The organism is Microbacterium soli (assembly GCF_039539005.1).
In the GTDB taxonomy this organism is placed as follows: domain Bacteria; phylum Actinomycetota; class Actinomycetes; order Actinomycetales; family Microbacteriaceae; genus Microbacterium; species Microbacterium soli.
The window spans coordinates 423046-448451 of the sequence record NZ_BAABCP010000001.1 but is presented as its reverse complement, the minus strand read 5'-3'; the positions used below and the strand labels follow the sequence as shown (position 1 = coordinate 448451).

General features: G+C 69.5%; 29 protein-coding genes. 13 read left to right on the top strand and 16 right to left on the bottom strand.

Annotated features, from left to right (window positions below; all coding sequences use genetic code 11):
- Positions 1–158 precede the first annotated feature (158 nt).
- Together glpX and ABD770_RS02110 are read left to right on the top strand one after the other, a co-directional pair.
- Positions 159–1145: a class II fructose-bisphosphatase gene (gene glpX, locus ABD770_RS02115; RefSeq protein ID WP_344817838.1), complete on the top strand. Its 987-nt coding sequence runs from the start codon at positions 159–161 to the stop codon at positions 1143–1145.
- Positions 1146–1345: 200 nt separating this feature from the next.
- Positions 1346–1636, top strand: coding sequence for a hypothetical protein (locus ABD770_RS02110; protein ID WP_344817837.1), 291 nt, complete (start codon positions 1346–1348; stop codon positions 1634–1636).
- A 63-nt stretch (positions 1637–1699) separates the two neighbouring features.
- Here the strand turns inward: ABD770_RS02110 and ABD770_RS02105 are convergent, their stop codons facing one another.
- Positions 1700–2293 (bottom strand): 3'-5' exonuclease, encoded by a 594-nt coding sequence (locus tag ABD770_RS02105; RefSeq protein WP_344817835.1) that lies wholly within the window; start codon positions 2291–2293, stop codon positions 1700–1702.
- Positions 2294–2352: 59 nt separating this feature from the next.
- Here ABD770_RS02105 and ABD770_RS02100 point away from each other — a divergent pair, with 59 nt between their 5' ends.
- A complete protein-coding gene (locus ABD770_RS02100; RefSeq protein WP_344817834.1) occupies positions 2353–3102 on the top strand; it encodes a class I SAM-dependent methyltransferase in 750 nt (249 codons plus the stop codon).
- A gap of 10 nt (positions 3103–3112) precedes the next feature.
- Here the strand turns inward: ABD770_RS02100 and ABD770_RS02095 are convergent, their stop codons facing one another.
- Genes ABD770_RS02095 through ABD770_RS02080 form a run of 4 tightly spaced genes read right to left on the bottom strand, consistent with a single transcriptional unit; the run spans position 3113 to position 6280 of the window.
- Positions 3113–3664 carry a hypothetical protein gene (locus ABD770_RS02095; protein ID WP_344817833.1) on the bottom strand — a complete coding sequence of 184 codons (552 nt, stop codon included), beginning with the start codon at positions 3662–3664 and terminating at the stop codon, positions 3113–3115.
- The gene (locus tag ABD770_RS02090) at positions 3664–5451 is read right to left on the bottom strand and encodes an alpha/beta hydrolase (protein WP_344817832.1); all 1788 of its coding nucleotides are present in this window, start codon (positions 5449–5451) and stop codon (positions 3664–3666) included. Before ABD770_RS02090 ends, ABD770_RS02095 begins: the two co-directional genes overlap by 1 nt.
- A complete protein-coding gene (locus ABD770_RS02085; protein WP_344817831.1) occupies positions 5451–5750 on the bottom strand; it encodes a hypothetical protein in 300 nt (99 codons plus the stop codon). Before ABD770_RS02085 ends, ABD770_RS02090 begins: the two co-directional genes overlap by 1 nt.
- Positions 5747–6280: a hypothetical protein gene (locus tag ABD770_RS02080; protein ID WP_344817830.1), complete on the bottom strand. Its 534-nt coding sequence runs from the start codon at positions 6278–6280 to the stop codon at positions 5747–5749. Before ABD770_RS02080 ends, ABD770_RS02085 begins: the two co-directional genes overlap by 4 nt.
- Before the next feature lie 146 nt (positions 6281–6426).
- Here ABD770_RS02080 and ychF point away from each other — a divergent pair, with 146 nt between their 5' ends.
- From ychF to ABD770_RS02055, 5 genes are all read left to right on the top strand, one after another.
- A complete protein-coding gene (ychF, locus tag ABD770_RS02075) occupies positions 6427–7497 on the top strand; it encodes a redox-regulated ATPase YchF (RefSeq protein ID WP_344817829.1) in 1071 nt (356 codons plus the stop codon).
- Between the two features lie 27 nt (positions 7498–7524).
- Positions 7525–8541, top strand: coding sequence for a hypothetical protein (locus tag ABD770_RS02070; RefSeq protein WP_344817828.1), 1017 nt, complete (start codon positions 7525–7527; stop codon positions 8539–8541).
- Between the two features lie 144 nt (positions 8542–8685).
- Positions 8686–9294 carry a hypothetical protein gene (locus ABD770_RS02065; protein WP_344817826.1) on the top strand — a complete coding sequence of 203 codons (609 nt, stop codon included), beginning with the start codon at positions 8686–8688 and terminating at the stop codon, positions 9292–9294.
- Between the two features lie 235 nt (positions 9295–9529).
- Complete coding sequence (locus ABD770_RS02060) at positions 9530–9811, top strand: type II toxin-antitoxin system Phd/YefM family antitoxin (RefSeq protein WP_344817825.1); 282 nt, start codon at positions 9530–9532, stop codon at positions 9809–9811.
- A 5-nt stretch (positions 9812–9816) separates the two neighbouring features.
- Positions 9817–10218, top strand: coding sequence for a type II toxin-antitoxin system VapC family toxin (locus ABD770_RS02055; RefSeq protein ID WP_344819847.1), 402 nt, complete (start codon positions 9817–9819; stop codon positions 10216–10218).
- Between the two features lie 139 nt (positions 10219–10357).
- Here the strand turns inward: ABD770_RS02055 and ABD770_RS02050 are convergent, their stop codons facing one another.
- The 4 genes from ABD770_RS02050 to arfB form a co-directional block, all read right to left on the bottom strand.
- Positions 10358–10771 carry a barstar family protein gene (locus ABD770_RS02050; protein ID WP_344817824.1) on the bottom strand — a complete coding sequence of 138 codons (414 nt, stop codon included), beginning with the start codon at positions 10769–10771 and terminating at the stop codon, positions 10358–10360.
- Between the two features lie 169 nt (positions 10772–10940).
- Positions 10941–11177 carry a DUF2249 domain-containing protein gene (locus tag ABD770_RS02045; RefSeq protein ID WP_344817823.1) on the bottom strand — a complete coding sequence of 79 codons (237 nt, stop codon included), beginning with the start codon at positions 11175–11177 and terminating at the stop codon, positions 10941–10943.
- Complete coding sequence (locus tag ABD770_RS02040; RefSeq protein ID WP_344817822.1) at positions 11174–11434, bottom strand: hypothetical protein; 261 nt, start codon at positions 11432–11434, stop codon at positions 11174–11176. Before ABD770_RS02040 ends, ABD770_RS02045 begins: the two co-directional genes overlap by 4 nt.
- A 52-nt stretch (positions 11435–11486) precedes the next feature.
- Positions 11487–11930, bottom strand: coding sequence for an alternative ribosome rescue aminoacyl-tRNA hydrolase ArfB (gene arfB / locus ABD770_RS02035; protein ID WP_344817821.1), 444 nt, complete (start codon positions 11928–11930; stop codon positions 11487–11489).
- 185 nt (positions 11931–12115) lie between these two features.
- Here arfB and ABD770_RS02030 point away from each other — a divergent pair, with 185 nt between their 5' ends.
- The 4 genes from ABD770_RS02030 to ABD770_RS02015 all read left to right on the top strand — a co-directional run bounded on the left by ABD770_RS02030 (position 12116) and on the right by ABD770_RS02015 (position 14788).
- Positions 12116–12685 (top strand): alpha/beta fold hydrolase, encoded by a 570-nt coding sequence (locus ABD770_RS02030; protein ID WP_344817820.1) that lies wholly within the window; start codon positions 12116–12118, stop codon positions 12683–12685.
- A gap of 111 nt (positions 12686–12796) precedes the next feature.
- Positions 12797–13906, top strand: a complete 1110-nt coding sequence (locus ABD770_RS02025; protein ID WP_344817819.1) for a tellurite resistance/C4-dicarboxylate transporter family protein — start codon at positions 12797–12799, stop codon at positions 13904–13906.
- A 37-nt stretch (positions 13907–13943) separates the two neighbouring features.
- Positions 13944–14588, top strand: a complete 645-nt coding sequence (locus ABD770_RS02020; protein ID WP_344817818.1) for a DUF1345 domain-containing protein — start codon at positions 13944–13946, stop codon at positions 14586–14588.
- Between the two features lie 38 nt (positions 14589–14626).
- Positions 14627–14788 (top strand): hypothetical protein, encoded by a 162-nt coding sequence (locus ABD770_RS02015; RefSeq protein WP_344817817.1) that lies wholly within the window; start codon positions 14627–14629, stop codon positions 14786–14788.
- 46 nt (positions 14789–14834) lie between these two features.
- Here the strand turns inward: ABD770_RS02015 and ABD770_RS02010 are convergent, their stop codons facing one another.
- Entirely contained in the window at positions 14835–15923 is a 1089-nt protein-coding gene (locus tag ABD770_RS02010; protein ID WP_344817816.1) for a 3-deoxy-7-phosphoheptulonate synthase, read from the bottom strand.
- Positions 15924–16130: 207 nt separating this feature from the next.
- Positions 16131–17600: an MDR family MFS transporter gene (locus tag ABD770_RS02005; protein ID WP_344817815.1), complete on the bottom strand. Its 1470-nt coding sequence runs from the start codon at positions 17598–17600 to the stop codon at positions 16131–16133.
- Between the two features lie 139 nt (positions 17601–17739).
- On the opposite strand from ABD770_RS02005, the gene ABD770_RS02000 reads away from it, so the two are divergent.
- Complete coding sequence (locus tag ABD770_RS02000; protein ID WP_344817814.1) at positions 17740–19647, top strand: ABC transporter ATP-binding protein; 1908 nt, start codon at positions 17740–17742, stop codon at positions 19645–19647.
- Between the two features lie 30 nt (positions 19648–19677).
- Here ABD770_RS02000 and ABD770_RS01995 read toward each other — a convergent pair whose 3' ends face one another.
- From ABD770_RS01995 to ABD770_RS01975, 5 genes are all read right to left on the bottom strand, one after another.
- Positions 19678–20835 (bottom strand): cysteine desulfurase family protein, encoded by a 1158-nt coding sequence (locus ABD770_RS01995; RefSeq protein WP_344817813.1) that lies wholly within the window; start codon positions 20833–20835, stop codon positions 19678–19680.
- Positions 20835–21686: a carboxylating nicotinate-nucleotide diphosphorylase gene (gene nadC, locus ABD770_RS01990; RefSeq protein ID WP_344817812.1), complete on the bottom strand. Its 852-nt coding sequence runs from the start codon at positions 21684–21686 to the stop codon at positions 20835–20837. Before nadC ends, ABD770_RS01995 begins: the two co-directional genes overlap by 1 nt.
- The gene (gene nadB, locus ABD770_RS01985) at positions 21683–23212 is read right to left on the bottom strand and encodes an L-aspartate oxidase (RefSeq protein ID WP_344817811.1); all 1530 of its coding nucleotides are present in this window, start codon (positions 23210–23212) and stop codon (positions 21683–21685) included. Before nadB ends, nadC begins: the two co-directional genes overlap by 4 nt.
- On the bottom strand, positions 23212–24507 hold the full coding sequence (gene nadA / locus ABD770_RS01980) for a quinolinate synthase NadA (protein WP_344817810.1): 1296 nt from the start codon (positions 24505–24507) through the stop codon (positions 23212–23214). Before nadA ends, nadB begins: the two co-directional genes overlap by 1 nt.
- A gap of 140 nt (positions 24508–24647) precedes the next feature.
- Entirely contained in the window at positions 24648–25301 is a 654-nt protein-coding gene (locus ABD770_RS01975) for an NUDIX hydrolase (RefSeq protein ID WP_344819846.1), read from the bottom strand.
- Between the last annotated feature and the right edge of the window lie 105 nt (positions 25302–25406).

Genomic DNA, 25406 nt, shown 5'->3' with positions numbered 1-25406 from the left:
GGGTCATGCTCACTTTAGCCGCGTGGATGTCGATTCTTCTCAGCTGTTGCGAGACGGCCGAGCAGTCTTCTTGCTGTCGGGTTAAGAACATCGAATCCTTCATTCCATAATCGAGAAAACTCGACGTTTTCCGCTTGGCTGATCGTTATGCTGACCGCATGGTGAGCCTCACAGCCGATCTCAGTCCCCTCCGCCCCGACCGCAACCTCGCACTGGAGCTGGTGCGCGCGACGGAGGCGGCGGCGATACGCGCCGTCCCCTTCATCGGCCGTGGCGCCAAGGAGGCCGCGGACGGCGCTGCCGTCGACGCGATGCGCGCGTTCCTCGGAACCGTCGACTTCCAGGGTCGCGTCGTCATCGGAGAGGGCGAGAAGGACAACGCGCCGATGCTGTTCAACGGCGAGCAGGTGGGCACGGGGCGCGGGCCGGAGTGCGACATCGCCGTCGACCCCATCGACGGCACCTCGCTGACCGCCGCCGGCCGGCAGAACGCGCTGTCGGTGCTGGCCGTCTCGGACCGTGGCACGATGCTGGACGCGTCGAGCGTCTTCTACATGGACAAGCTCGTCACCGGTCCCGCCGGCGTCGGTGTCGTCGACATCCGTCTCCCCATCGGGGAGAACATCCGTCGCCTCGCGAAGGCGCTCGGCAAGCCCGTGGAGGAGATGGTCGTCTCGGTGCTGAACAGGCCGCGGCACGAGAAGCTCATCCAGGAGATCAGGGACGCTGGTGCGGGCACCCGGCTGATGAGCGACGGCGACGTCGCCGGCGGCATCAACGCGGCCCGGCACGGGGCGCGCACCGACATGTGCGTGGGCGTCGGCGGCAGCCCGGAGGGCATCGTCACCGCCTGCGCGATCAAGGCGCTGGGCGGCCACATCCAGGGTGTCCTGTGGCCCCGTGACGACGAGGAGCGCCAGCGCGGCATCGATGCGGGCCTCGACATGGACAAGGTGTACGAGGCGGACGACCTCGTCAAGGGCAACAACACGATCTTCGTCGCGACCGGCGTCACGGACGGGCAGCTCGTGCGCGGGGTGCGCCGGGAGGCGCAGTACCTGTACACCGAGAGCATCGTGCTGCGCAGCGCGTCGGGTACCCTTCGCCGGATCGTCTCCGACCACTTGGTGTCCAAGTGGCTCTGAGCGTGGCGGGCAGCCGGCGCTGACGGGCGTCGCCTCCGACGGTGCTCCTGCCCCGGCACGGCCGGCCCGAGAAGCGACTCGTCGCGGACCAGGTGCCACTCTCCGCCGCCTGCTACCGGAATTCCCAGCGTCGGCTGGCACAATGGAGCAGGAACCGGTGCGCCCGTGCGCCGGCATGGCCACGGACAGGAGAGCTCGGGATGTCAGCGCACGAGCAGTTCGAGAAGCCGAGCCACGCTCAGCACATCACCACGAAGACCGGGCGCATCCTGCGCGTCACCGAGGAGCAGCTCGCCGCCGCGCAGAAGACCGCGACTGCGCGCCCCGGCACGGCACAGGCCATCGTCGATCCCGCCCGCCGGAAGGACGTGCTCTTCCGCGTGCGCCGCGAAGAAGGGCACGAGATCAGTTCGTGGTGGATGATCGGCGCCTTCGTGCTGACCTCCGGCATCGTGATCGCCCTGCTGTCGGGAGTGCCCGGAGGCGCCTGAGTCGACGGCATCCGCCGGTCGCCCCCGCAGGCGGATGCGGACGGTCGCGTGCGTTCCGTGCCGTCAGGCCACGGCGCGCGCCGGACGCGAAGCCTGCGGCCCCGTCAGACGGATGCCGAGAGCAGAGCCCAACGCATCCACATCCGACGCCCCCGCGCGTCGGGCGGCGTCGATGATGATCTGCGCGCAGGCCCGGGCATCCGCCAGCGCGTCGTGGTGGGGGAACGCACCGAACCCGGCGACCTCCGCGGCTCTGGGCAGCTTGTAGGAGTCCAGATCATAGGTCTTGCGGGCCACGGCCAGCGAGCACAGCGAGCGGTACGGGGGAGCGTCGAGACCGGTCGCCTCGCAGGCCCGGCGCAGCACGTTCATGTCGAAGCCGGCGTTGTGGGCGACCAGTACGTCCTTCCCGGCGAACGCGCACAGGCGCCCGATCTGCTGCGTCCAGGAGTCCGCGTCCGCGACATCCTGCGCACGGAGCCCGTGGATCTTCGTGTTCCACTCGTTGAAGTCGTCGTGACCGGCGGGTGGCCGGATCAGCCAGCCGGTCTGCGCGATGACCCGCCCGTCGCGCACGCGGACGAGTCCGACGGAGCAGGCGGAGGCGGGGCTGGAGTTCGCCGTCTCGAAGTCGATCGCGGTGAAGTCCAGAGGCACCGTCCAACTCTCGTCCTCTCACCCGGGCTGACGTGGCAGGCTCGCCGTAGACTGTGCAGGTGAGTGATGAGCGAGCGACCTCCTTCGGCGCGCAGGCCGACACGTACGAAGCCGCGCGGCCGGACTATCCCTTCGAGGCCGTCGCGTGGATGCTGGCGGCGCTGCCGCACGATTCGCGGCGCATCGCCGACGTCGGAGCGGGGACCGGAAAGCTGACGCGCGTTCTCATCGCCGCGTCGGATGCCGAGGTCGTGGCCGTCGACCCGGATGCCGCGATGCTCGCCAAGCTGCACACGACCGTGCCGGGTGTGGCGACCTTTCCCGGCACGGCGGAATCGCTGCCGTTCTCGGATGCCGAGCTGGACGCCGCGGTGATGGGTCAGGCCTGGCACTGGGCGGACCCGGCGACGGCATCCGCGGAGATGGGGCGGGTGATCCGTCCCGGAGGCACTCTCGGCCTCATCTGGAACACGCGCGACAACCGCGTGGAGTGGGTGCGCCGCCTCACCGAGATCATGCACGCCAGCGCCGCGGAGGAGATGCTCGACGCCGGCGGCCCGACGGTGGCCGAGCCCTTCGCGGCCCCCGAGTCGCACAGGTGGGAGTGGGTCCGCCCGATGACGCGCGCACAGCTGCACAGCATGGCGGACTCCCGCAGCCATCTGATCACCGCATCCGAACAGGCGCGGGCGAGCATCCATGCGGACATGGACGGCCTGTTCGACGAGCTGGGCGTGCACGGTGATGAGACCATCGGCCTTCCCTACGTGACCGCCGCCTTCCGAGTGCAGCGCCCAGGCGGGAGGTGACCGGGGCGGATCAGCGGCGGGGGAGGATGTCCTTCGCGAGGTCCTCGACCTTGCCGATGTAGCCGCCGTCGGGAACCCTCACACAGTCGTCGTCGATCGTGACGCCGAGCTGCATCTCGTCGGCACCGTACCAGACGCCTCCACTGGAGGCCCCTCCGGTCTTCACATCGAGAGTGATGTCGTCCCGGACGAACCGGCCCATGGGCCTGGCCGGATCGATCTCGACGTCCTGATAGGCACCCGTGGACTTCCATCCGGCCGCGTCGAGCTGCCTCACCAGCGCGTCGAAGCCTCCGGCGAGATCTTCGCCCGCCTTCACGGTCATCCCCGCCCGATACGAGACCCCGGGCGCGGGTTCGCTCTGGCACGTGTCGACGGCGCTCGCTGCCGACACGTCCTGGAGCCCGGCCACGGCAAGAGTCTCGAAGAGGTCCTGCACGGCAGCGTCGATCGTCGCCGCCTTCCCCTCGAGCACTGCTCGGGGGTCCGACGGCACGGGCGAGCATCCGCCGAGGAGGAAGGCGAGGAGTCCCACGACTCCCATCATGACTGCTTTCCCCATCAGGGCTCGTTCCCGAGGCCCGTGTCGGATCGGCCCGGCACGTCGGCGGTGGGCGTGCGATCGATCTCCGGGTCCTGGGGAGGGCCCCACCACGGGTCGTAGGACTGGTCGGCGCCGACGACGTCGTCACCGTGGCCGTCCACGATCCGGCCGAGGTTGTACAGGGACTCGCTGTCACGCTCGTAGTAGCGGGTGTGATCGTCGGTGTTGCGGATGTGGTCTGCGCGATCGACGGATTCGGCTTCGAACCGGTGCGCGCCGAAGTCCTCCGAAGACGGATCCACGCCCAGCCCGAGCCCGAACAGCTGGCTCTTGCGGAGCCAGCCCTGCTCGCCGAGGGCCGCGACGAGATCCCGGCTGTTCCGTCCGTCGTAGACGTGGTCCGCTCCGACGCTGAAGTCGGATGCGTGATCTGCGGGCCCGGTGCCGGGGCTGCCGATCAGGGCGATGTCGTCGACGGCCAGGTCGTGGTCCGTCGCGGCGTAGGACGTCGTGGTCGAACCGTAGCTGTGCCCGATCGCCGTCATATGGGCGGGATGGTCGGCGCGAGACGCGCGCAGACCGTCGACGGCGTCCGCGAGGCGCTCGCCGCCGTCGGCCGCCCGCCCCTCGGTGAGGGTGGCCGGGTCGTACCAGTCCGTCGGCGCGTCATAGCCCAGCCAGAACATCGTCGCGACGCTCGACCCGTCGCCGCTGTGCCGCGCGCTCTCATACAGCAGGGTCGCGTCCCTCACGCCGCTGGGGGCGTCGTCCATCTCCGTGCGGATACCGGGGATCTGGACGGACACGTCATCGGCGGTGTCGAGATCGCCGACGGCGATCGCGACGCGTCCGTCGCCGCCGAACGCCTCCGGGTCGTAGAGCCAGAGCTGACTGCCCGGGTGATCGTTCGTGCCCGGCACCACGTAGTCGTCGGAGTACTTCAGCGCCGTGCGCGCCGCGCGGGCGTTGACCAGTCTGTCGTGGTCCTCCAGGGCGAGCGTGCCGTCGTGCTCCTTCATCTCCAGCTCGGCGAGGTCGGCGTCCAGACGCAGACGGTTGGCGGCGTCGCGGGCTGATGCGGGCAGGCCGTCGGTGTTGCCGATCCGCTCGGGGTAGGCGGCGATGAGAGCATCCTGCTCGGCCTCGCTCAGACCGTTCCACCACCTGTTCATCGCCTCCGGACCGGCGGACTCGGAGGGCATGCGCCGGATCGCCGTGATCGCCAACGGGCTGATGCCGCCGTTGGCTCCCTGCGCCTCGGCGACCGTGTCCGCACCGGTGAAGAGCCGACGCAGGAACTGCTCGTTCTCCGACGTGCGGGTGCGCAGATCCTCGATGTCGAGGACGATGCCGGCGCGTCGCGTGGAGAGGGTGCGAGCGCGTTCCCGGAACGCGGCGATCTGGGCGTCCGTGGCCTCGCCGGCCTGGCTCACCTCGACGACGAGGTCGGTGCGCGTGCGGTGATAGGAGGTGATGTCGCTGGTGATCGTGGTGTGCTCGCTGCGCAGGGTGCGCAGCTGATCGGCGAACACGTCGACGCCGCGGGCGACCCGCTTGAGGGTCTCGCCCATCGGCCGGTGGGCGTTCGCGAAGCGCGTGGCGTGCTCGCCATAGGCATCCGCGGCCTTCCCCCGCCAGTACCCTCGCGCGAGGGCGATCAGCCCCGCCTCCTCGGAGAACTCCGTGAGACGCACGGCGCACTTCAGCAGCGACGTGGCCAGGGCCTCGACGGCGTCGGGATCGCCGTCGGGACGGTCCACGGAGTCGATGGTCTCGGGGATGAGGACCGTCGTCGTGCTCGTCATCAGGCGCCGCCTCCGAGAGCCCTCATGCGTCGCGCGATCTCCGCGTCGAGATTCTCGTACAGCACACCCGTCTCGCGCAGCTCGTCCGCGTACACCTCGGATGCCACCTTCGCCTCGACCGCCGTGCTCCGCCACGACGCGAGGAAGGTCCGCGCGGCGTCGCGTGCGGCCGGGGGAAGACCGGTGACCGTCGTGGAGTCGAGCTCCTTGATGAGCGTGTTCATCTGATCGGCCTGCGCGTCCCAGCGCCGGTCGAGCTCGTACGCCGCCACCGGGTCGTACCGCACTCCGTCGCTCATGCGGCGTCTCCGATCAAGCCCTGGGCACGTCGGCCGCCCACCGGGACACCGGTGGAGTCGAGACGCAGGAACAGGGTGCGGTTCTCGATCGCGTAGCCGAAGAGCAGGTGCTCGTCGCCGAGCCGGCCGTCCCGATCGGCGGTCACCCGCGGCATCCCCCTCGGAGGGATGAAGACCCGCCAGCGGCCGGGTGCCAGCAGCTCGGCGGCAGCGCGCAGATGCACCAGTGCGATGGACTCCTCCACCCCGCCGAGAGCCAGCGTGACGGTGTGGCAGACCGAGTCGTGCGTGGGCCCGGGGATCCACCGGGCCGTGCTGAGCGGCATCCCGTGACCGACCAGGTCGGCCCACACCCGGTCGACCTCGGCGAGGTGCTCGTGGGCGAACGTCTCCGGAGCTCGAGGCTCGAGCCCGGACGTGTCCGGTGCGGGCTGCGCCGGCGGGAGGAGAACGATGTCGAGGTCGGGGTGCCGGCGATGCACGACCGCCCAGAACGGGTCATCGATCTCGTCGGGGACGTCATCGGCCACGGCGGCTCCTCCTCTGCCTCTGGTCTCTCATGCTACGGCCGACCCGTCGCCCGACCGAGGGGACTACTGCCCATGCCGCGTGTCGTCCCGTCGCGGGGATCTCCGGCGCGGGGCCGTGAGGCGCGGTCCCGGTAGACTCATGCCCTGTGGCTCTCACTATCGGAATCGTCGGCCTGCCCAACGTCGGCAAGTCCACCCTCTTCAACGCGCTGACCAAGAACGACGTGCTCGCGGCGAACTACCCGTTCGCGACGATCGAGCCCAACGTCGGCGTCGTCAGCCTGCCCGACAAGCGGCTCGAGGTGCTCGCGGGCATCTTCGGCAGTGAGCGCATCCTGCCCGCGACGGTGTCGTTCGTGGACATCGCCGGCATCGTGCGCGGTGCGAGCGAGGGGGAGGGGCTGGGCAACCAGTTCCTCGCGAACATCCGTGAGGCGGACGCGATCGCGCAGGTCGTGCGCGGATTCTCCGACGGCGACGTCGTGCACGTCGAGGGCGCGGTGAACCCGGCATCCGACATGGAGACCATCAACGCCGAACTGATGCTCGCCGATCTGCAGACGCTGGAGAAGGCGATCGTGCGTCTGGAGAAGGAGGTCCGGGGCAGGAAGACCGAGCCGGTCGTGCTCGAGACCGCCAGGGCCGCGCAGGACTCGCTGCAGCGCGGGGTGCTGCTGTCGGTCTCCGGGCTGGACCTCGCACCGATCAAGGAGCTGGGTCTGCTCACGGCGAAGCCGGTGATCTTCGTCTTCAACGTCGACGAGGCGGTGCTCACCGATGCCGCCCGCAAGGCCGAGCTGGAGGCGCTCGTCGCCCCAGCGAAGGCCATCTTCCTCGATGCGAAGATCGAGTCCGAGCTCATCGACCTCGACCCGGAGGACGCCGCCGAGCTGCTGGCCTCGACCGGTCAGGAGGAGTCCGGGTTGGACCAGCTCGCGCGCATCGGCTTCGACACGCTCGGACTGCAGACCTACCTCACAGCCGGTCCGAAGGAGGCGCGCGCCTGGACGATCGGCAAGGGCTGGAAGGCACCGCAGGCCGCAGGCGTGATCCACACCGACTTCGAGAAGGGCTTCATCAAGGCCGAGGTCATCTCCTTCGAGGACCTCGTGGAGGCCGGGTCCGTCGTCGAGGCGCGTGCGAAGGGCAAGGCGCGCCTGGAGGGCAAGGACTACGTCATGCAGGACGGCGACGTCGTGGAGTTCCGTCACAGTTAGGCATTTGCGCAGGATCTGGAAGGCGACATGGCAGACGTAACGTTTCTCACTCAGGCTGAACCCGTCGATGAGTATGGGCGAGCGTTGTACGCGGTTTCGCGTTCCGTGCTCCGAGCGCATTTCGATGAGTTGACGCAGAGTGATCTAGAGGATCTCAACTGCGATCGCCAAGACGTGACTTTTCGGCAGCTCGCGAAGGTGGTTCGGCTCCACCGTGACAAGGGTGCCCGAGGCGACGGCTTCGAGTGGGCAGTGCACGAGGCGATCTTGGGTGGCGAGCCGCGAGTTACCGACTTGGTGATGGAGGCGCTCCTGAAGACGAGCCCCAAGTCGTTCAGGTCCACCACCGCGCCTACCTCGCTGATGTTCGGGCATGAGCGTGCTCGTCATCTCGGCTTCACGGAGGCTGTAGTCAACAACGCGAGCGGCGATGCAGTTCTACTTCCGGACGGGCAAGGGCGACCGTTCGCTTTCGGTGCGTGGGTGCCGATTGCTGCAAAGGGTGTACGTGCAGAGCCGATCCTCGGCGACCGCATCAAGCAGGTATGGAAGACCGACCTCTTCCTGGGTGGTGAGGATAAGGACAAGTTCGCCGCTGCAACGATCAAGAGCAACTGGCACCAGTTGGAGGACGGGCGCGGTCTTCGAGTTGCAATCGTCCCTCAGGCCCGTGACCTGAGGCCGGGGTATCAGCGCTGGAAGTCGTTGCACCTCGTTGCCCTGCCTGACCCCGATGGGTTCATGGGGCTGTTCAACGATGCCTACGAGGCTGTGGCTGAGGCGATCCTGACAGTGGGAAAGCACGACCGGGGTCACTACTACTACAAGCCGAGTGCGAAGGCGCAGAAGATTCAGGCCCAGTTGGAGAAGTTCGAGCGGGTTAAGGTGACTGAGATTCTGGGCGCTCTCAACGAAGCCGCTCAGCAGAACCTGATCGCCGTTGACCGAAAGCTCCTGTCCGTCGACGCCCCCGCATGGCTCACTCTCAACGAGACCCGAGTGTCGGTGATCGCGCCGAGGCCTTCGTTCGAGAAACTCGACTGACCGAGCGCAGGACGGGGGCGTGGTGGAGTTCCGGTTCTCGAACTGATTCGCGCTCAACGACAAGCTAGAAGAGGAAGCCGCCCTGGTTTCCGAGCGCCGGGCTTGCAGAGCAGCGATGCTTTCAGTGTGGGGCATCATGGGAGCATGGAGATTGTTTCAGCGCTGATAGCCGTCTCTCCGGTGTTGCTTCCTCTCGTGTCCGCGCTGGCCGGTGTGTTTGCCGGGGGTCTGTTGAGCCGCAGCAATGAGAAGAGCAAGCGACTTGGTGAACTCAGGCGTGAGATTGTCCTGGAGTCGCTCGACCAGGCTTATGCGATGGAAGATGCGATGAGTACGTTCACTTCGAATGCGCCGCACGGTGGTTCCGATGCGGAGGCTGATGCCCGTGCAGGGGAGGCAATTGGTCGAGCAATGATCCTTGACCAAGAGATGAGACGCATGCGAGGCCGGGTGTCGGTGATCGGGTCGCAAGTCGTGATCGACTCTTTCTCGCATTTTGACAAGGCCATACACGACTACATGAACGAAGTCGCTCGACAGATGAACTCGGATGGGGTCTTCCGCGGTGCCAAGGCACGAGAGTTTCTTGATCGCTACTCCGATGCACTAGACGACTACGTCAATCAGGCGAGAAAGCTACTGGGGGTGAAGGGGCGCGTCGAATCGCGTCATCGCAGATCGTTCGACGCAGTGCAGGTTGAGTCCGCAACGCCGTCACAGATCGATACCAGTTCGTCGGTTGCTCCTGACTAGTCAGATGCGCGTTCCGCCGGACTGTATTGCGGGTCTAAGGGAGCTGCGAGACGGGAGGCTTCATCGATACGACCCGGTGGTCCTCTCAGCAATACGCTGAATCTGGCTAGCCGGCGAGACGCTGGCGGAACTGGGCCAAGCGCCTGGGCGGACCAGATCCGTGCTCATGCCTATCTCTGACGTAATGTGGTCGAGTTCCGGTTCAACGTGTAGCACGAGTGCTACGATTTGCGGTATGGGCGCGTCAGAACCGCAGATGGAGAGCCTCTCGCAGCGCGAGTTGCGCAACGAGTCCGGACGGGTGCTTCGCGCTGTCGGCGAAGGTCAGTCGTTCGTGCTGACCAACCGCGGCATCCCGGTGGGTCGCATCGTTCCGATCGATGCACCTGCCGCGACGTTGCCGATCGCCAGGCCCGCGAAGCGCACGGGAGGCTGGGCGGCGCTCAAGCCCCAGCCGGCACGAGGCGACCGTGCGATGTCTCGGATCATCGATGAGCTTCGCGAGGACCGGGTGTGAGCGCCATGCCCCTCGTCTACGTCGACACGTCGGCGTTCGGCGCACTTCTCATCTCGCAGTCCGAGACCGAGGCGTTGGTGCAATGGCTCGACCATGCGGATGCGACCCTCGTGTCGAGCGATCTTCTTGAGACGGAGTTGCGCCGGATGGCCGTGCGAGAGGGGCGGGACCAGGCCAGAGTCAGTGCGATCCTTGACGGAGTCTCGCTGGCGGCATTGGACCGGGCCACATACCGGTCGGCGGGTTTTCTGCCGATGCCGTACTTGCGGACTCTTGACGCTCTGCACCTGGAAGCGGCGATGCGACTCGATGTCGATGGCATCCTCACCTACGACCATCGGCTCGCTGAAGCGGCGGCTGCGGCGGGGCTCGATGTCGTCGCGCCCGGCACCGAGAGTTCCGGGTGAAGGCGATCCGGCGGAGCGGCACCTTGCATCGTCTGCATCAGCCGACGCTGAGGCTCGGCTGTTGCGCCGCGTCCTCCGGTGATCTCCGGATCTGATCGATCCCCTCGGGCATGGGCGCGGCCGCGGAGACCCCGCCGGGTCACCTCAGTTCCAGCCGCACACCCGGATGTCCGGCGAAGACCTCCTCGACGAGATCGAAGTACGTCGCACCCTCGCCTGCCAGCAACGCGTCCCGCTGCGCGCGGATCGTGCGTGCATCGAAGACGTCCGGGCGGTGGAGCTTGGCCTCCAGCCATGCCCTGGTCGCGGTGATGCCGAGGCTCTCCCGGCTGTGCTCGTGATCGGTCCACACGAAGACGGCGGGGCCGAGGTCGGCGCCCGGATCGAAGCGGTACAGCACGTCGTGGAGTGCATCCAGGCTCGTGCCGAGCCGCCAGTCCTCGTCCTTCATCAGCAGGTCGTTCAGCTGGACATACAGGTCTTCGATCGTGTCGATACGGGCACCGTCGATGCGGAGCACCCGAGCCGAGCCGTCGCGTGGTTCTGCGGCCATGCTCCGAGTCTGACAGAGCGTTGCGCCGCGCGGATGCGGAGAAGCGGTGATCCTCCAGCGCTCACAATCGACGGGCGTCAGGATGGAGCGGTGGGCGTCGTCACGGCGAACTCGGCGGGCCCTCTGACGGAGAGCGCCGGATCGCGCAGCAGCGCGATCCGGCGGAGACTCAGGCGGCGGGTCGTCCGATCCGGACTCGCCACACCTCCGGGCCCTCCTCGAGGTAGTCCCAGGTGAACTGTCCCTTGAACTCGGCATCGAACTGATACCACAGCGGCTTGGGGTCGTGATCGTTGATGAGCTCGAAGCCCTTGCCGGCCTCCAGCTCGTGGTAGTTCTGCAGAATCAGCTCGTGACGGCGCTGCGGCACGTCGTTGCGTACGTCGAGCTTCGGATCGTCGCTCATCTGTCCTCCTGATCGGTGGGTGGGTTGCGGGATTCGCCGCCTGTGACCTGCGGCAGCCGGGACAGGTGGTGCATGACCCCGTTGAGCCGCTTGGCCTGCTGAGGGTGATCGTCGCGAAGAGCCAACCATGCCTGCGCCGCAAGCCGGTTGGCCGCATCGGGATCGCCCAGCTCGCCCACGGCGCGCAGCGCCCTGAGCAGGAAGCCGACGGTCGTGCCGAGCGTGTCGTCGCGTCCTTCGACTCCCATCCGAGCCATCCCTTCGTGAATAACCACGGTGAATCCCGTGTTTATTATCCACCCTGGCCGGTCAGTCCCGATCGGACGGGCGCCGCCTGGCGTTCTTCGTCTCCGCGCGTCGCCGCTTCTGCTCCAGCCTGCGCCGCTGCGACCCGCGCGTCGGCCGCGTCGCACGCCGGACGGCATCCGGCACGACGGCATCGCGGATGAGGTCGGCCAGACGCTCCCGCGCCGCCGCGCGATTCTGCCGCTGCGAACGCTGCGCGCTCGCCGTGATGATGAGCGTGGTGCCCGACAGCCGTGGGGCGAGCCTCGTCAGCGCACGAGCGCGCTGCGCGTCGTCCAGCGCGCCCGTCGTGGCCAGATCGAGGCTCAGCTGCACGCGGGAGTCCGTGGTGTTCACGCCCTGCCCGCCGGGACCGGAGGAGCGGGAGAACTGCTCGACCAGCTCCGCAGCGGGCACGGTGAGCCCTCGGGGCGCACCCGGTCCCGGTGGTATCCGAAGGTCCTCCACCGGTCCAGTCTGACGCACCGACCGGATGCCACACCTCGAGCCGCCGCACCGTCACGGGCCCCCGCCTGCCGACGCCCGCGGGGCGGACTTGTCCGATCGCGGCTGCGTGATTACGGTGATCGGGGCGGTTCGTGCGATCCGCGCGAGGCCCGGCTACCGTGAACCCCACTGGAGAGCAGACGACCGTGACGCAGATCAGCACCTTCGAACCCGATGGCCGTGCCGTGCCCTTCGCCGACGAGGGCGTCGGACCCGTGACGCTCACGCTGGTCACCGACCGCGAGCTCGGTGCGGACGGATTGAACGTCATCGCCCACTACCTCGCGGAGGAGGCCGGGTTCCGCGTCGTGCGGATCGGGGCCAGGGCGGCGGCGGATGCCATCACCGACAGCGACCGCGCAGCTGACGCGGACGCGGTGCTCGAGCACCTGGGCATCGCCGACACCTGGATCGGCGGGCACGGCCACGGCGGCAGCATCGCGCGCGTCTTCGCCGCCGAGCACCACGACCGGGTCGGCGGGCTGCTGCTGCTGGGCGTCGAGGAGGACGGCGCACCGCTGGCCGACGGCATCCCGGTGCTCATCATCCAGGCATCCGACGACGACATCACCCCGGCCGTGCACGCCGAGCGGCTGCAGGCGACAGCACCCGAGCGTGCGAGCATCACCCGCATCCCCGGTGCCGACCACTACTTCCCGGCCACGCACCCGATCGAGACCGCCGTCGTCATCGAGGAGTACCTCGACTGGGACTGACGAGACACCGCGGACATCCGCCTCGGCCCCTGACTCGGCCGGATCCCCGTGAGGAGGATACTGGAGGGGACGGCGGTCGCCGTCAGGCGTTGATCTGAAGGTGAGCGGGTGATGAGCACAGCGGCGGCCGCGACGGCGTCGATGCCGCCTGTCCGGGGCGCCGTCGCACGCCTGTCGCCGGGGTACTTCGCCGCCGTGATGGGCACCGGCATCGTCTCCATCGGGCTGCACACCACCGGCATCCGCTCGCTCTCCGTCGCACTGATGTGGATCACCGCGGTACTGTACGCCGGGCTGTGGGTGCTGTACGTGTGGCGGGCGATCTTCCACTGGCACCGCGTCGTCGACGACCTGCGCGATCCCGAGAACGCCTTCGGCTACTTCACCGTGGTCGCCGCGACCGACGTGCTGGGCGTGCGGCTCGCGCAGGACGGCTTCGAGTTCGCGGCGGGATCTCTGTTCCTGTTCGCGACGCTCATCTGGTTCGTGTTCGGCTACGTGCTGCCCTGGCAGGTGCTGATGACCCGCGACGGCAGGAGCATCCTCCGCCACGCGAACGGCTCCTGGTTCGTGTGGGCGGTCGCCAGCCAGTCCCTCGCGATCGGCATGGCGCGGCTGAGCCCCACCGTCGATGCGTCCTTCGGGGAGTGGATCGGTCTGGTGGCTGTGCTGGCGTGGTCGGTGGGCGTGATCCTGTACGTCGCGATGGCCATGCTCGTGCTGCTGCGGGTCGTGCAGTTCGGCATCACCCCGCAGCAGTTCGACCCCGCGTACTGGGTCTCGATGGGAGCCCTCGCGATCGCCGTCGTGGCGGGCTCGGCGATCGTGCAGATGGAGCACACGCCGCTCGTGGACGCCGTCCGTCCGCTGATCGCGGCGACGGTCGTGATCTTCTGGGTGTTCTGCCTGTGGCTGCTGCCGCTGCTGGTCGGGGCCGGGGCGTGGCGGCACATGCTGCACCGGGTGCCGCTGCGTTACGAGCCCGCACTGTGGTCGATGGTGTTCCCCGTCGGCATGTTCGCCGTCGCCTCCCTCTCGCTCGGCGAGGCCGACGCGCTGCCCGCATCCGGGGCGATCGGCCAGGTGGCGCTGGCGATCGCCGTCGGAGTGTGGACCGTCGTGTTCGTGGGGATGCTCCATCACCTCCTGCTGGTGCTGTGGGCGTCATGGCGCACCCACTCGGCGGAGAGACGCGCCCGTTCGGGGAACGGCAGCGCGTAGGCGGGGCCTGCGGGCGCTCGCCGCGTAGCATGCGCTCATGGAAGATCATGCAGCCCGCGTCTCAGTGCGCGTGCGCGCCGTCGTCTCCGTGCTGATCGGACTCGGCACCGGCGTCGGACTCGGCATCCTTCTGGGGCCGGCGGCCGGAGTCGTCGGAGGCTGGGGCGCACTCGGCCTGGTCAACACGCTGTGGGTGGTCGTGACGGTGTGGCCGATGGATGCCGCGGCGACCAGAGCGCATGCCACGGCGGAGGACCCCGGGCGTCGCACGGCCCGGCTGATCGCGATCACCGGCAGCCTCATCAGCCTCGTCGCCGTCGGCATCGTCGTGCTGCAGGCGCGTCATGCCGGCGAGGTGGAGGGCTACCTGCTGGCGGGCATCGCGGTGCTCGGCGTCGCCGCGTCCTGGGGGCTCATCCAGGTCGACTACATGCTGCGCTACGCGCGGATCTACTACACCGACCAGGTCGGCGGCATCGACTTCAACCAGGAGGACGATCCGCAGTACACCGACTTCGCGTACTTCTCGCTGGGGCTCGGGATGACGTACCAGGTGGCCGACACCGACGTGACGGTCAACTCGGTGCGCCGTGTCGTGATCGCGCAGACGATGCTCGCGTACCTGTTCGGCGCGGTCATCCTCGCCACCGTCATCAACCTCGTCACCAGCCTCGGCGGCTGAGCGGCGCCGCTGCGCGAGTCAGGGGGTAGCATCGGGGGATGGTCGAAACGCAGAACGACGCGCCGCGACGTGCTGAGGCGACGCTCAACGCGGTGCCGTCCCTCCAGGTGCTGCAGACGGATGCCGAGGCCGGGCTGTGCGCAGACGGCTACTGCGTGCTGCCCGCCGCCGCGCAGTCCGGGGCCCACGCGCAGTCCTGACTGCGGCCGACGGGACAAGACCTGAAGGCGCTCGGGTGAGCAGGTCTCACATCGTCGCCCGGCGGCGCGCCCGCGCGGCCTCCGCGAACCCCTCCAGCGCCTGCACGGTGGCGTCCCACCCCATGCACGCGTCGGTGATGCTCTGACCGCGCACGAGCCCTGCCGCCCCGGTCGAGATGTCGTGCCGCTGGGCGCCCGCGACGAGGTTGCTCTCCAGCATGACCCCGGCCACCGAGCATTCGCCGTCGCCCACCTGTGCGGCGATCTCGGCCGCCACCTCCGCCTGCCGGAGGTGGTCCTTGCCGCTGTTGCCATGACTGGCGTCCACGACGACCCGGTCGGACAGTCCCGCGGCGGCCAGCATCCCGGCCGCCCGACGCACGTGCTCCGGGGTGTGGTTCGGCCCGTCCGCCCCGCCGCGCAGGATGATCGACGTGTCGGGGTTCCCGGTCGTGGTCACCAGGCTCGCGCGGCCGTCCGCGCCGATCCCCAGGAACGCCTGCGGGGCGGACGCCGCCGCCGCGGCGTCCAGGGCGACCTTCAGGCCGCCGTCGGTGCCGTTCTTGAAGCCGATCGGCATCGACAGGCCCGACGCCAGCTGCCGGTGGATCTGGCTCTCGGTCGTGCGTGCGCCGATCGCACCCCAGGAGATGAGATCGGCGATGTACTGCGGGCTGATCGGCTCGAGGAACTCCGTCGCGCTGGGCAGTCCGAGCGCGGTCACGTCGCGGAGGAACCTCCGGGCGCGGCGCAGCCCGGTCGCGATGTCATGACTGCCGTCCAGATGCGGGTCGTTGATCAGGCCCTTCCATCCGACGGTCGTGCGCGGCTTCTCGAAGTAGGTGCGCATGACGATCAGCAGGTCGTCGCGATGCCGTTGCGCCTCGGACGCCAGCAGGCGGGCGTACTCCGATCCGGCATCCGTGTCGTGGATCGAACACGGGCCCACGACGACGAGGAGCCGATCGTCGCGACCCGCCATGACCGCCCGCACCTCGTCACGGGCGTGGGCGACGACGGTCGACAGCTCGTCGGGGACGGGGATCTCGTCCTTCACCTCGGCGGGGGAGGGGAGCGTGGCGAAGCCGCGGATGTGCAGATCGGTCGTACGGTCGGGGATCGTGATGGTGCTCATGGGTCCTGTCCTGTCGGAGGCGGACCCCGTGCAGAGCCCGCCGGAACGGCGAAGGGCAGAGCGGATGCTCTGCCCTGTCGGCTCTGAAGACGTCGGTGCGCGCTACACTCGCGCCGGCCCCTCCAGAGCCGGCCGAAAATACGCGAACCGATGAGTCATACCCAGAACCCTACCGCACGCGGAGCCGGTGCCGCCCCTGCTGGGACATCAGTGCGCATCCGGATGGTCGAGGTCGTCCTCGGGCTTGCGGATGAGGAACGCGCCGACGATGGTGATGGTGGCGATGATCGCGCCGATGAGCACCGACACCCGGGTGCCGGCGGCCACGGCCGCGGGAACCTCGGTGCCTCCTGCGGCGTTGACCACCGCGGAGAAGACCGCCATCATCACGGCGATGCCGGCGGCCCCTGCCACCTGCTGCACGGTCCCGACGACCGCACTGCCGTATGCGTAGAACTTCGGTCGCAGTGACGCCAGCGACGCCGTGAACAGCGGCGTGAGCGAGAGCGCCAGACCCACCGACAGCAGCGTCTGCGCCGTCAGTACCAGCCAGATCGAGGTCTCGACGGTCAACGTCGTGTACAGCCACAGCACGGCCGACGCGAGGAACGATCCCGGCACGAGCAGGATGCGTGTGCCGTGCTCGTCGTAGATGCGGCCGATGAGCGGCCCGAGCAGCCCCATCGCCAGCGCTCCGGGGAGTATGACGAGCCCGGCATCGAGCGCGCTCAGTTCCAGGGCGTTCTGCAGGTACAGCGGAAGGATGGTGATGCTGCCGAAGAACGCCAGGGACAGCAGGAACATCTGCGTCATCGACAGCGAGAAGTTCCGCGAGGCGAACACGCGCAGGTCGAGCAGCGCGTCATCCGCCCTCTGCAGCACCAGCTGCCGCCACAGGAACAGACCCAGGCCGATGATGCCGACCGCGAGTGCGACGGCCATGGGCACCGCACTTCCCCCCTGCCCGAGTCCGCCGATCTGGCTCAGACCGTACACGAGCCCGCCGAATCCGAAGGCCGACAGCACGATCGAGAGGGCGTCGATGGGCGCGCGCGTCGCCTCACCGACGTCGGTCAGCCACCGCCACCCGATGAACATCGCCACGAGTGCGATCGGCAGGACGACGACGAAGATCGCCCGCCATCCGAAGTGATCCAGCAGGAAGCCGGACATCGTCGGCCCGATCGTCGGGGCCAGCGATATGACGACGCTCGTGCGCCCCATGATGCGTCCCCGCGAGGAGGCCGGTACGAGGCTCATGATGGTCGTCATCAGCAGCGGCATCATCACGGCGGTGCCGGAGGCCTGCACGATCCGAGCGCCGATGAGCATGGGGAACCCGGTGGCCAGCGCGGCGAGCAGCGTGCCGGTGGAGAACAGCGAGATCGCTCCGAGGAACATCTGACGGGTCGTGAAACGGCGCAGCAGGAAGCCGGTGATCGGGATGACCACGGCCATGGTCAGCATGAACGCGCTCGTGACCCACTGCGCGGCGATCGGCGTGATCTGGAGATCGGAGATCAGATGCGGAATCGACATCCCCATCGTCGTCTCGTTCAGGATCGCGACGAACGCCGCGACCAGCAGCACCCAGATGACCGCCATGTCCTTGGCGGGGATCAGGGGGGCTGCGGGCGCGCGGGTCACGGGGGCGGTGCCTGTGTCGGCGGCGGGCATGGGACTCCTCGGCTGTGGGGTGCGGATGGGGCGGACGCCCGGTGCGGCATCCCGGCGGATGCGACGGGCCGGCCACGCAGAACAACCCGTCCCGGTGGCGTTTCATTCCCCGGGCCGTCGAGCACACTACCCTGAGGGGATGAGCATGGGCAGAGGCGGACGCGGCGGCGGGTTCCGGAGTGTGGACGAAGCCGCGCAGCGCGCGCTCAACGCCCAGGCACCGGTCGTCAGCGGGCTCGGACGCCGTGTGGTCGAACTGTTCACCCCGTACGGCGGCAGGCTCGCGCTGACGGCGCTGCTGGTGGTGGTCGGCGCGGGGATCGCGGTCATTCCTCCGCTGCTCGTGCAGCGGATCTTCGACGATGCGCTGTTCCCGCTCGCGGGCGGCGGACCGCGGCTGGGACTGCTGACCCTGCTGGTCGCCGTGACCATAGGACTCTTCCTCGTGTCGGCGGGGCTGAACGTGCTGCAGACCTGGTTGACGTCGACGGTCGGCAACGAGGTCACCGGCGATCTGCGCGTGAAGCTGTTCGAGCACCTGCAGGCCATGGAGCTGGGCTTCTTCACCCGCACCAAGACCGGTGTCATACAGTCCAGACTGCAGAACGACGTCGGCGGAGTGTCGGGCGTCCTCACCAACACGGTCACCAGCATCCTGGGCAACACGGTCACCGTCATCGCCTCACTGGTGGCGATGCTGCTCATCGACGTGCGCCTGACCCTCATCGCGGTGGTGATGATGCCGATCCTCGTGCTCATCCAGCGCCGTGTCGGCCAGGTGCGCGCGCGCATCGCCGGTGAGACGCAGGAGTCGCTGTCGGAGCTGACGAGCATCACGCAGGAGACGCTGAGCGTCTCCGGCATCCTGCTGTCGAAGTCCTTCAACAGGCAGAGCACCGAATCCCGGCGATACCAGGACGAGAACCGCAATCAGGTGCGGCTGCAGGTGCGCCGCGCGATGAGCGGTCAGGGCTTCTTCGCCGTCGTGCAGGTGCTGATGTCGAGCGTCCCCGCTGTCATCTACCTCGTCGCAGGCCTGTTCATCAGCGGTGGCGCCCCCGAGATCACCGCCGGCGCGATCGTCGCGTTCACGACCGTGCAGGCGCGGCTGCTCATGCCGCTGATGGGTCTCATGCGCGTCGCGCTGGACCTGCAGACCTCCAAGGCGCTGTTCGCCCGCATCTTCGAGTACCTCGACCTCGTGCCGCAGATCAGCGATGCGCCGGACGCGATCGACACGGCGTCCGCTCCCGGTCCCCGCGGCCGTGTCGAGTTCCAGGACGTCGTGTTCCGCTACCCGGATGCCGCGCCCGACGCGCGCCCGACCCTGGACGGGGTCTCCTTCGTCGCCGAGCCGGGCAGCCACGTCGCCTTCGTGGGGCCGTCCGGGGCGGGCAAGACGACCATCCTCTACCTCGCACCGCGCCTGTACGAGGCCGTCGGGGGCACGGTGCGCTTCGCCGGCGCCGACGTGCGCACGCTCCGGCAGGACGCGATCATCGACGACATCGGCATCGTCTCGCAGGAGACGTACCTGTTCCACTCCACGATCCGAGAGAACCTCCGCTACGCCAAGCCGGATGCGACGGATGCCGAGCTCGAGGCCGCCTGCCGGGCGGCGAACATCCACCATGTCATCGAGGGCTTCGAGCAGGGCTACGACACGATCGTGGGGGAGCGCGGCTACCGGCTCTCCGGAGGGGAGAAGCAGCGCATCGCCATCGCTCGCGTGCTGCTGAAGGATCCGCCCGTGCTGCTGCTGGACGAGGCGACCAGCGCCCTGGACACGGTCTCGGAGCGCGTCGTGCAGGAGGCGCTGGACGAGGCGGCGAAGGGCCGCACGGTCATCTCGATCGCGCACCGGCTCTCGACGGTGATGGGGGCCGACGCCATCCATGTGCTCGAGGCGGGGCGGATCATCGAGTCCGGCACGCACTCCGAGCTGCTGGCCGCGGGTGGCCTGTACGCGCAGCTCGCCGCCCAGCAGGTCGCCGCCGCACGCATCGACGCCGAGGTGCCGGACGACGAGGCGCCCGTCGGGCTGTGAAGTCCTCCGACCGGTGACGCCTCGCCGTGCTCAGCCGCCGAGGACGCCGGCCACGGCCTCCGCGACCAGCGCCGCCAAGCGGCCGGCGATGCCCTCGGGCAGCGGTGCACGGTCGAAGGTGAAGCGCACCGCGGTCTGAGCGACCTCCGGCGCCACGCCGCATGCCACCAGCACATGGGAGGGCTCGTCACTGCCCGCCGCACAGGCCGACCCGCTGGAGGTGATCACTCCGCGCCGCTCGAGCTCCAGCAGCACGGCCTCACCGCTGGTGCCCGCGAACGTGAACGCGGCCGTCCCGGGAAGGCGGCGAGTGGGATGCCCGCTGAGCCGGGCCTGCGGCACGGCCGCCAGCACCCCCGCGATGAACTCCTGCGTGTTCGCGGCCACCGCCGTGACCGTGCGCGCGCGCTCCGCTTCCGCCAGCTCCAGAGCGGTGGCCAGGGCGACCGCCCCCGCGACGTTCTCCGTACCGCTGCGTCGGCCGCGCTCCTGCCCTCCGCCATGCAGCAGGGGCTCGATCGGGACGCGTGAGCGCACGGCCAGCGCGCCCGTGCCCTTCGGCGCGCCGAGCTTGTGCCCGGCCACCGAGATGGCGGCGACACCGGCATCCGCCCCCAGCTGTCGCAGATCCAGCCAGCCGGCCGACTGCACGGCATCCACGTGCACGGGAACAGCGCGCTCGCGCGCGACGGCGGCCAGCGCCGCGACATCCTGCACGGTGCCGATCTCGTTGTTGGCGTGCGCGAAACTGACCAGCGCCGTGTCCTCGCGCAGCGCCGCCGACAGCCTCTCCGGATGCAGGACCCCCTGCTCGTCGACGGGCACGAGCGTGGATTCCACGTCGTGCAGGCGGTTCAGATGGTCGGCGGAGTCCAGTACGGACTCGTGCTCGATGGCTGTCGTGACCAGGTGGCGGGCCGGTGCGCCGGACTGCCGGGCGCCGAGCACTATGCCCTTGACGGCGAGGTTGTTGGCCTCCGTGCCGCCGGAGGTGAAGATGACGTCCCCCGTGCGCATCCCCAATGCCCGGGCGACGCGCGCCCGGGCGTCCTCCAGTGCTCGGGCGGCGGTCTCGCCGGCGGTGTGGTGGCTGGACGGGTTCCCGAACGCCTCGGTCAGGTACGGATGCATGGCCTCGAGCACCTCGCCGCGCACGGGTGACGTCGCGGCGTGATCGAGGTACAGCATCACGCGACTCGCACGTCGAGGCCGAGGTCGAGGGCGCGGGCGGAGTGCGTGAGCGCGCCGACCGAGATCACCTGCACCCCGGTCTCGGCGATCCCCCGCACGGTCTCCAGGCTCACACCTCCGGAGGCCTCTGCCGTGGCCCGACCGGCGAGCAGGCCGACGGCCGTGCGCAGGTCGTCGAGGGAGAAGTTGTCGAGCAGCACCGTGTCGGCCCCGCCGTCGAGGACCGCGGGGATCTGATCCAGCCGATCGACCTCGACGACGACGTGCGTGGTGTGCGGCAGGCGCGCGAGCGCCTCGCGCAGAGCGGATGCCAGGTCGCGGCCGCCCTGACGGAGCACCTCGAGGTGATTGTCCTTGGCCATGACGGCATCCGACAGCGAGCGGCGGTGGTTGCTGCCGCCGCCGCAGACGACGGCGTGGCGCTCGAACTCGCGCAGCCCCGGGGTGGTCTTGCGGGTGTCGGCGATGCGCGCGCCCGTGCCGGTCACGGCATCCGCGTAGGCGGCGGTGAGCGTGGCGATCCCGCTCATCCGCTGCGTGAAGTTCAGCGCGACGCGCTCGGCGGTCAGGATGCTGCGGGCGGGGCCGGAGACGGAGGCCAGCGCGTCACCGGCGTCGAACCGGTCTCCGTCGGCGGCGTGCAGGTCGACGTGCACGCCCGGATCGGTGAGGGTGAACGCGGCGGCGAACACCTCGCCGCCGCTGAGCACCCCGGCTTCGCGGGCGACGAGGTCGGCGGTGGCATGCGCATCGGCGGGAAGCAGGGCGATGCTCGTGATGTCACCCCACGGGGCGTCCTCCTCCAACGCCGCGCGGACGGTGCGTTCCAGGGTGGCGGGGGTGATCATGAGGCTCCGATCAGGGTGGAGGCGAGGCGGAAGTGGGCGCCGAGCGAATCGGTGCGGGCCAGGGCGGCGGATGCGACGGCTCGCGCGACGGCGAGGAGGTTCGCGTCCTCCTGCGCGGCCGCGGTGTCCGGGAGCGGCGGATGCCAGCTGTGCAGGGTCTCGACGGCCTCGGCGAGCCCGTCGTCATCGCGCAGCAGCCCGACTTTCTCCCACATCAGGCGCTGCAGCGCCGCCCGAGAGAATCCGTCCGGCGGTGCCGTGCCCTCTTCCCCGGCCTCCGTCCTGCCCGCGCTCTCGGACCGCGCCCCGGAAACCCCGTTCCCGTCACTCTCCCGGCCCGAAGGCGGCGGAAAGGGCGACGGGGACGCCGGGGAGGGGAGGGCGAGGGAGGCTGCGGCGCGGGCACCGAAGACCGCACCCTCGAGCAGGGAGTTGGACGCCAGCCGGTTCGCGCCGTGCACGCCCGTCCGGGCCGTCTCGCCCACCGCCCACAGCCCCGGCAGAGAGGTACGGCCGTCGACGTCGGTGACGATGCCGCCCATCAGGTAGTGCGCCGCCGGCGAGACCGGCACGGGGCGGGCGGACCAGTCCAGTCCGCGCCGGCGCAGCTCCGCGTCGATCGTGGGGAAGTCGTGTGCGAGAGCATCGCGCCCCAGCCCGGACGCGTCCAGCAGCACCGGAGCGCCCTGTGCGAGGGCACGCGCGGCCACCGCACGGGCGACCACGTCGCGCGGCGCCAGCTCCGCGTCGGGATGCTCGTCGAGCAGGAACCGACGTCGGTCCGCATCCCGCAGCACGGCCCCGGCGCCCCGCACGGCCTCCGAGATGAGGAACGGCCCTGACCCGTCGGCCAGCACGGTGGGATGGAACTGCACGAACTCGAGGTCGGCGACGACGGCTCCCGCACGCAGCGCCATCGCGATGCCGTCGCCGGTCGTGCCGACCGGGTTCGTCGTGAACGGGTACAGCCGGCCGGCGCCGCCGGTCGCCAGCAGCACGGCATCCGCCGCCAGCTCCGTCCCCGACAGCAGACGGATGCCGTGCACGCGGTCTGCCTCGACGAGCAGGTCCGCCGCGAACGCGTGCTCGCGAATCCGCACGTCGCGCGCACGCAGCCGCGCGACCAGCGCATCCGAGATCACCCGCCCGGTGGCGTCCCCGCCGGCGTGGGCGATGCGCGGCAGACTGTGCGCGGCCTCCAGTCCGCGCGCGGTCGACCCGTCCGGTTCCCGGTCGAAGCGGACGCCGGAGTCGACGAGCGCCTCCAGTGCCGCCGTGGCGCCGTCGACGAGCGCGGCGATCGCCGCCGGGTCACCGTGGCCGTCACCGGCGTGCATGGTGTCCAGCGCGTGCAGCGCCGCCGAGTCGCCGGGCCCGTACTGCCCGGCGATGCCGCCCTGCGCGTGCGGCGTGCAGCCGTCACCGAGGGAGCCCTTGACGAGCACCTCGACGTCATGGCCGAGGGCGTCGGCGCGCAGGGCGGCGGTCAGCCCGGCGATGCCGGCTCCGACGACGAGGACATGCATCAGGGCTTGGCCGCCAGCATCCGCTCGAGCGCCAGCCGCGCCGGAGCCGCGACGTCGTCGGTGACCTGGACGCGGTTCTGGACGTTCCCCGCCACCAGCTCCTCGAGAACCCAGGCCAGATACCCCGGGTGGATGCGGTACATGGTCGAGCACGGGCACACGACGGGGTCGAGGCAGAACACCGTGTGCTGCGGGTTCTGCGCGGCGAGCCGCCGGACCAGGTTCACCTCCGTGCCGATCGCGAAGGTCGTCGGTTCGGTCGCCTCCTCGATCGCGCGACGGATGTAGGCCGTCGACCCGGATTCGTCGGCGGCGTCGACGACCTCCGCCGGGCACTCCGGGTGCACGATCACCCGCACGTCCGGATGCTCGGCCCGTGCCTTGTCGATCTGCTCGACGGAGAACCGGCGGTGCACCGAGCAGAAGCCGTGCCAGAGGATCACGCGGCCCTCCTGCAGCTCCTCCACGCTCGCGCCGCCCAGCGGGCGCCGCGGGTTCCACATCGGCATCCGGTCCAGCGGCACCCCCATGGCCTTGGCGGTGTTGCGTCCCAGGTGCTGGTCGGGGAAGAACAGCACCCGACGGCCGCGGGCGAACGCCCACTCCAGCACCGTGCGCGCATTCGAGGACGTGCACACGATCCCGCCGTGGCGGCCCACGAAGCCCTTGATCGCCGCGGAGGAGTTCATGTACGTGACGGGGATGACGGGCACGAGGCCCTCCGCATCCGGCTCGTCGAGCGGACCGTAGACGTCGGCGAGCTGCTCCCAGCAGTCCTCCACCTGGTCGATGTCCGCCATGTCCGCCATCGAGCATCCGGCGGCGAGGTTGGGGAGGATGACGGCCTGCTCGGCGCCGGAGAGCAGGTCGGCGGTCTCGGCCATGAAGTGCACGCCGCAGAACACGATCGCCTCGGCCTCCGGATGCTCCAGTGCGGCGTTGGCGAGCTGGAAGGAGTCGCCCACGTAGTCGGCGTGACGGACGACCTCCTCGCGCTGGTAGAAGTGCCCGAGCACGACGACGCGGTCGCCGAGCTTCCGCTTGGCCGCGTCGATGCGGGCGTGCAGCTCCTCCTCGGCGGCCTCGCGGTACTCGCGGGGCAACTCGCCCTGCCGCGGTGCTCCGGTGGGGATGACATCGCTCATCGAGGAGCCCGGTCCGTACCCGGGGCGGATGTCGAAGTTCCAGGGGCCTTCGGCGAGGTCGGCCGTGCAGGCCGATTCCGTCGAGGCTCCGGTGACGATCGTCTGGACGGCGTGGTCGACGGAGGGGTCGAGAAGAGGGGTTGCGGGCATCGGACGCCACCTTCTGGTCACTTTGACACTTACTGTGTGAGATCAGATTATGTCGATCTGACCAGAAGTGCAATCGCGGCGGTTCCAGACAGGGGCCGGGCACGCGCTCCCCGCAGGGGGCGGCGGGGCGGATGCCGGGCTCAGGCGTCGGCGTTGTACCGGTACAGCCGTGCGGGACGGTGCTTGCCGGTGCGGAACGACTCGGTCGGGACGAGCTCGTCGGACCCCTCCAGCAGACGGCGGAAGTTCGAGGGATCCAGGCGACGGCCCAGCACCGCCTCGTACACCTCGCGCAGTTCGGTGAGGGTGAACTCGTCCGGCAGCAGGCTCGCTGCGATGCGGCTGTAGCCGACCTTGTTGCGCAGCCGGTCCAGGGCGTAGTCGGCGATGCGGTTGTGGTCGAACGCGAGCGGCGGGATGGCATCCACGTCGAACCATTCGACGTTCTCCGGCGCATCCGAGGCGGAGCGCTGCGCATCCACGTAGTCCGAGCGCAGCAGTGCCCAGTACACGATGGAGATCGTCCGCGACGGGGCGCGATCCACGTCCCCGAAGGTGTACAGCTGCTCGAGGTAGCCGGGATCGAGGGCCGTGGTCTCGGCGAGGGTCCGGGAGGCCGCCGCATCGAGGTTCTCGGCGGCGTCGAGCCACCCGCCCGGCAGCGCCCAGGCCCCCCGATACGGCTCGCGGGTGCGGCGGACCAGGGGAAGCATGAGACGGTCGCCCTCCGGCGCGCTGCGCAGCGAGAAGATGACGGTGGACACCGCCACGCGGATGGCGTCGTTCTCGCCCATCTTGCCACTCACACCGAGAAGCCTAGGGCGTCGTGCGACCTGCTCGTCCGCCGACGCGCGGCGCGCCAGGCGCACGGCGCCGTCTGGGCTATGATGAAGGCGCAA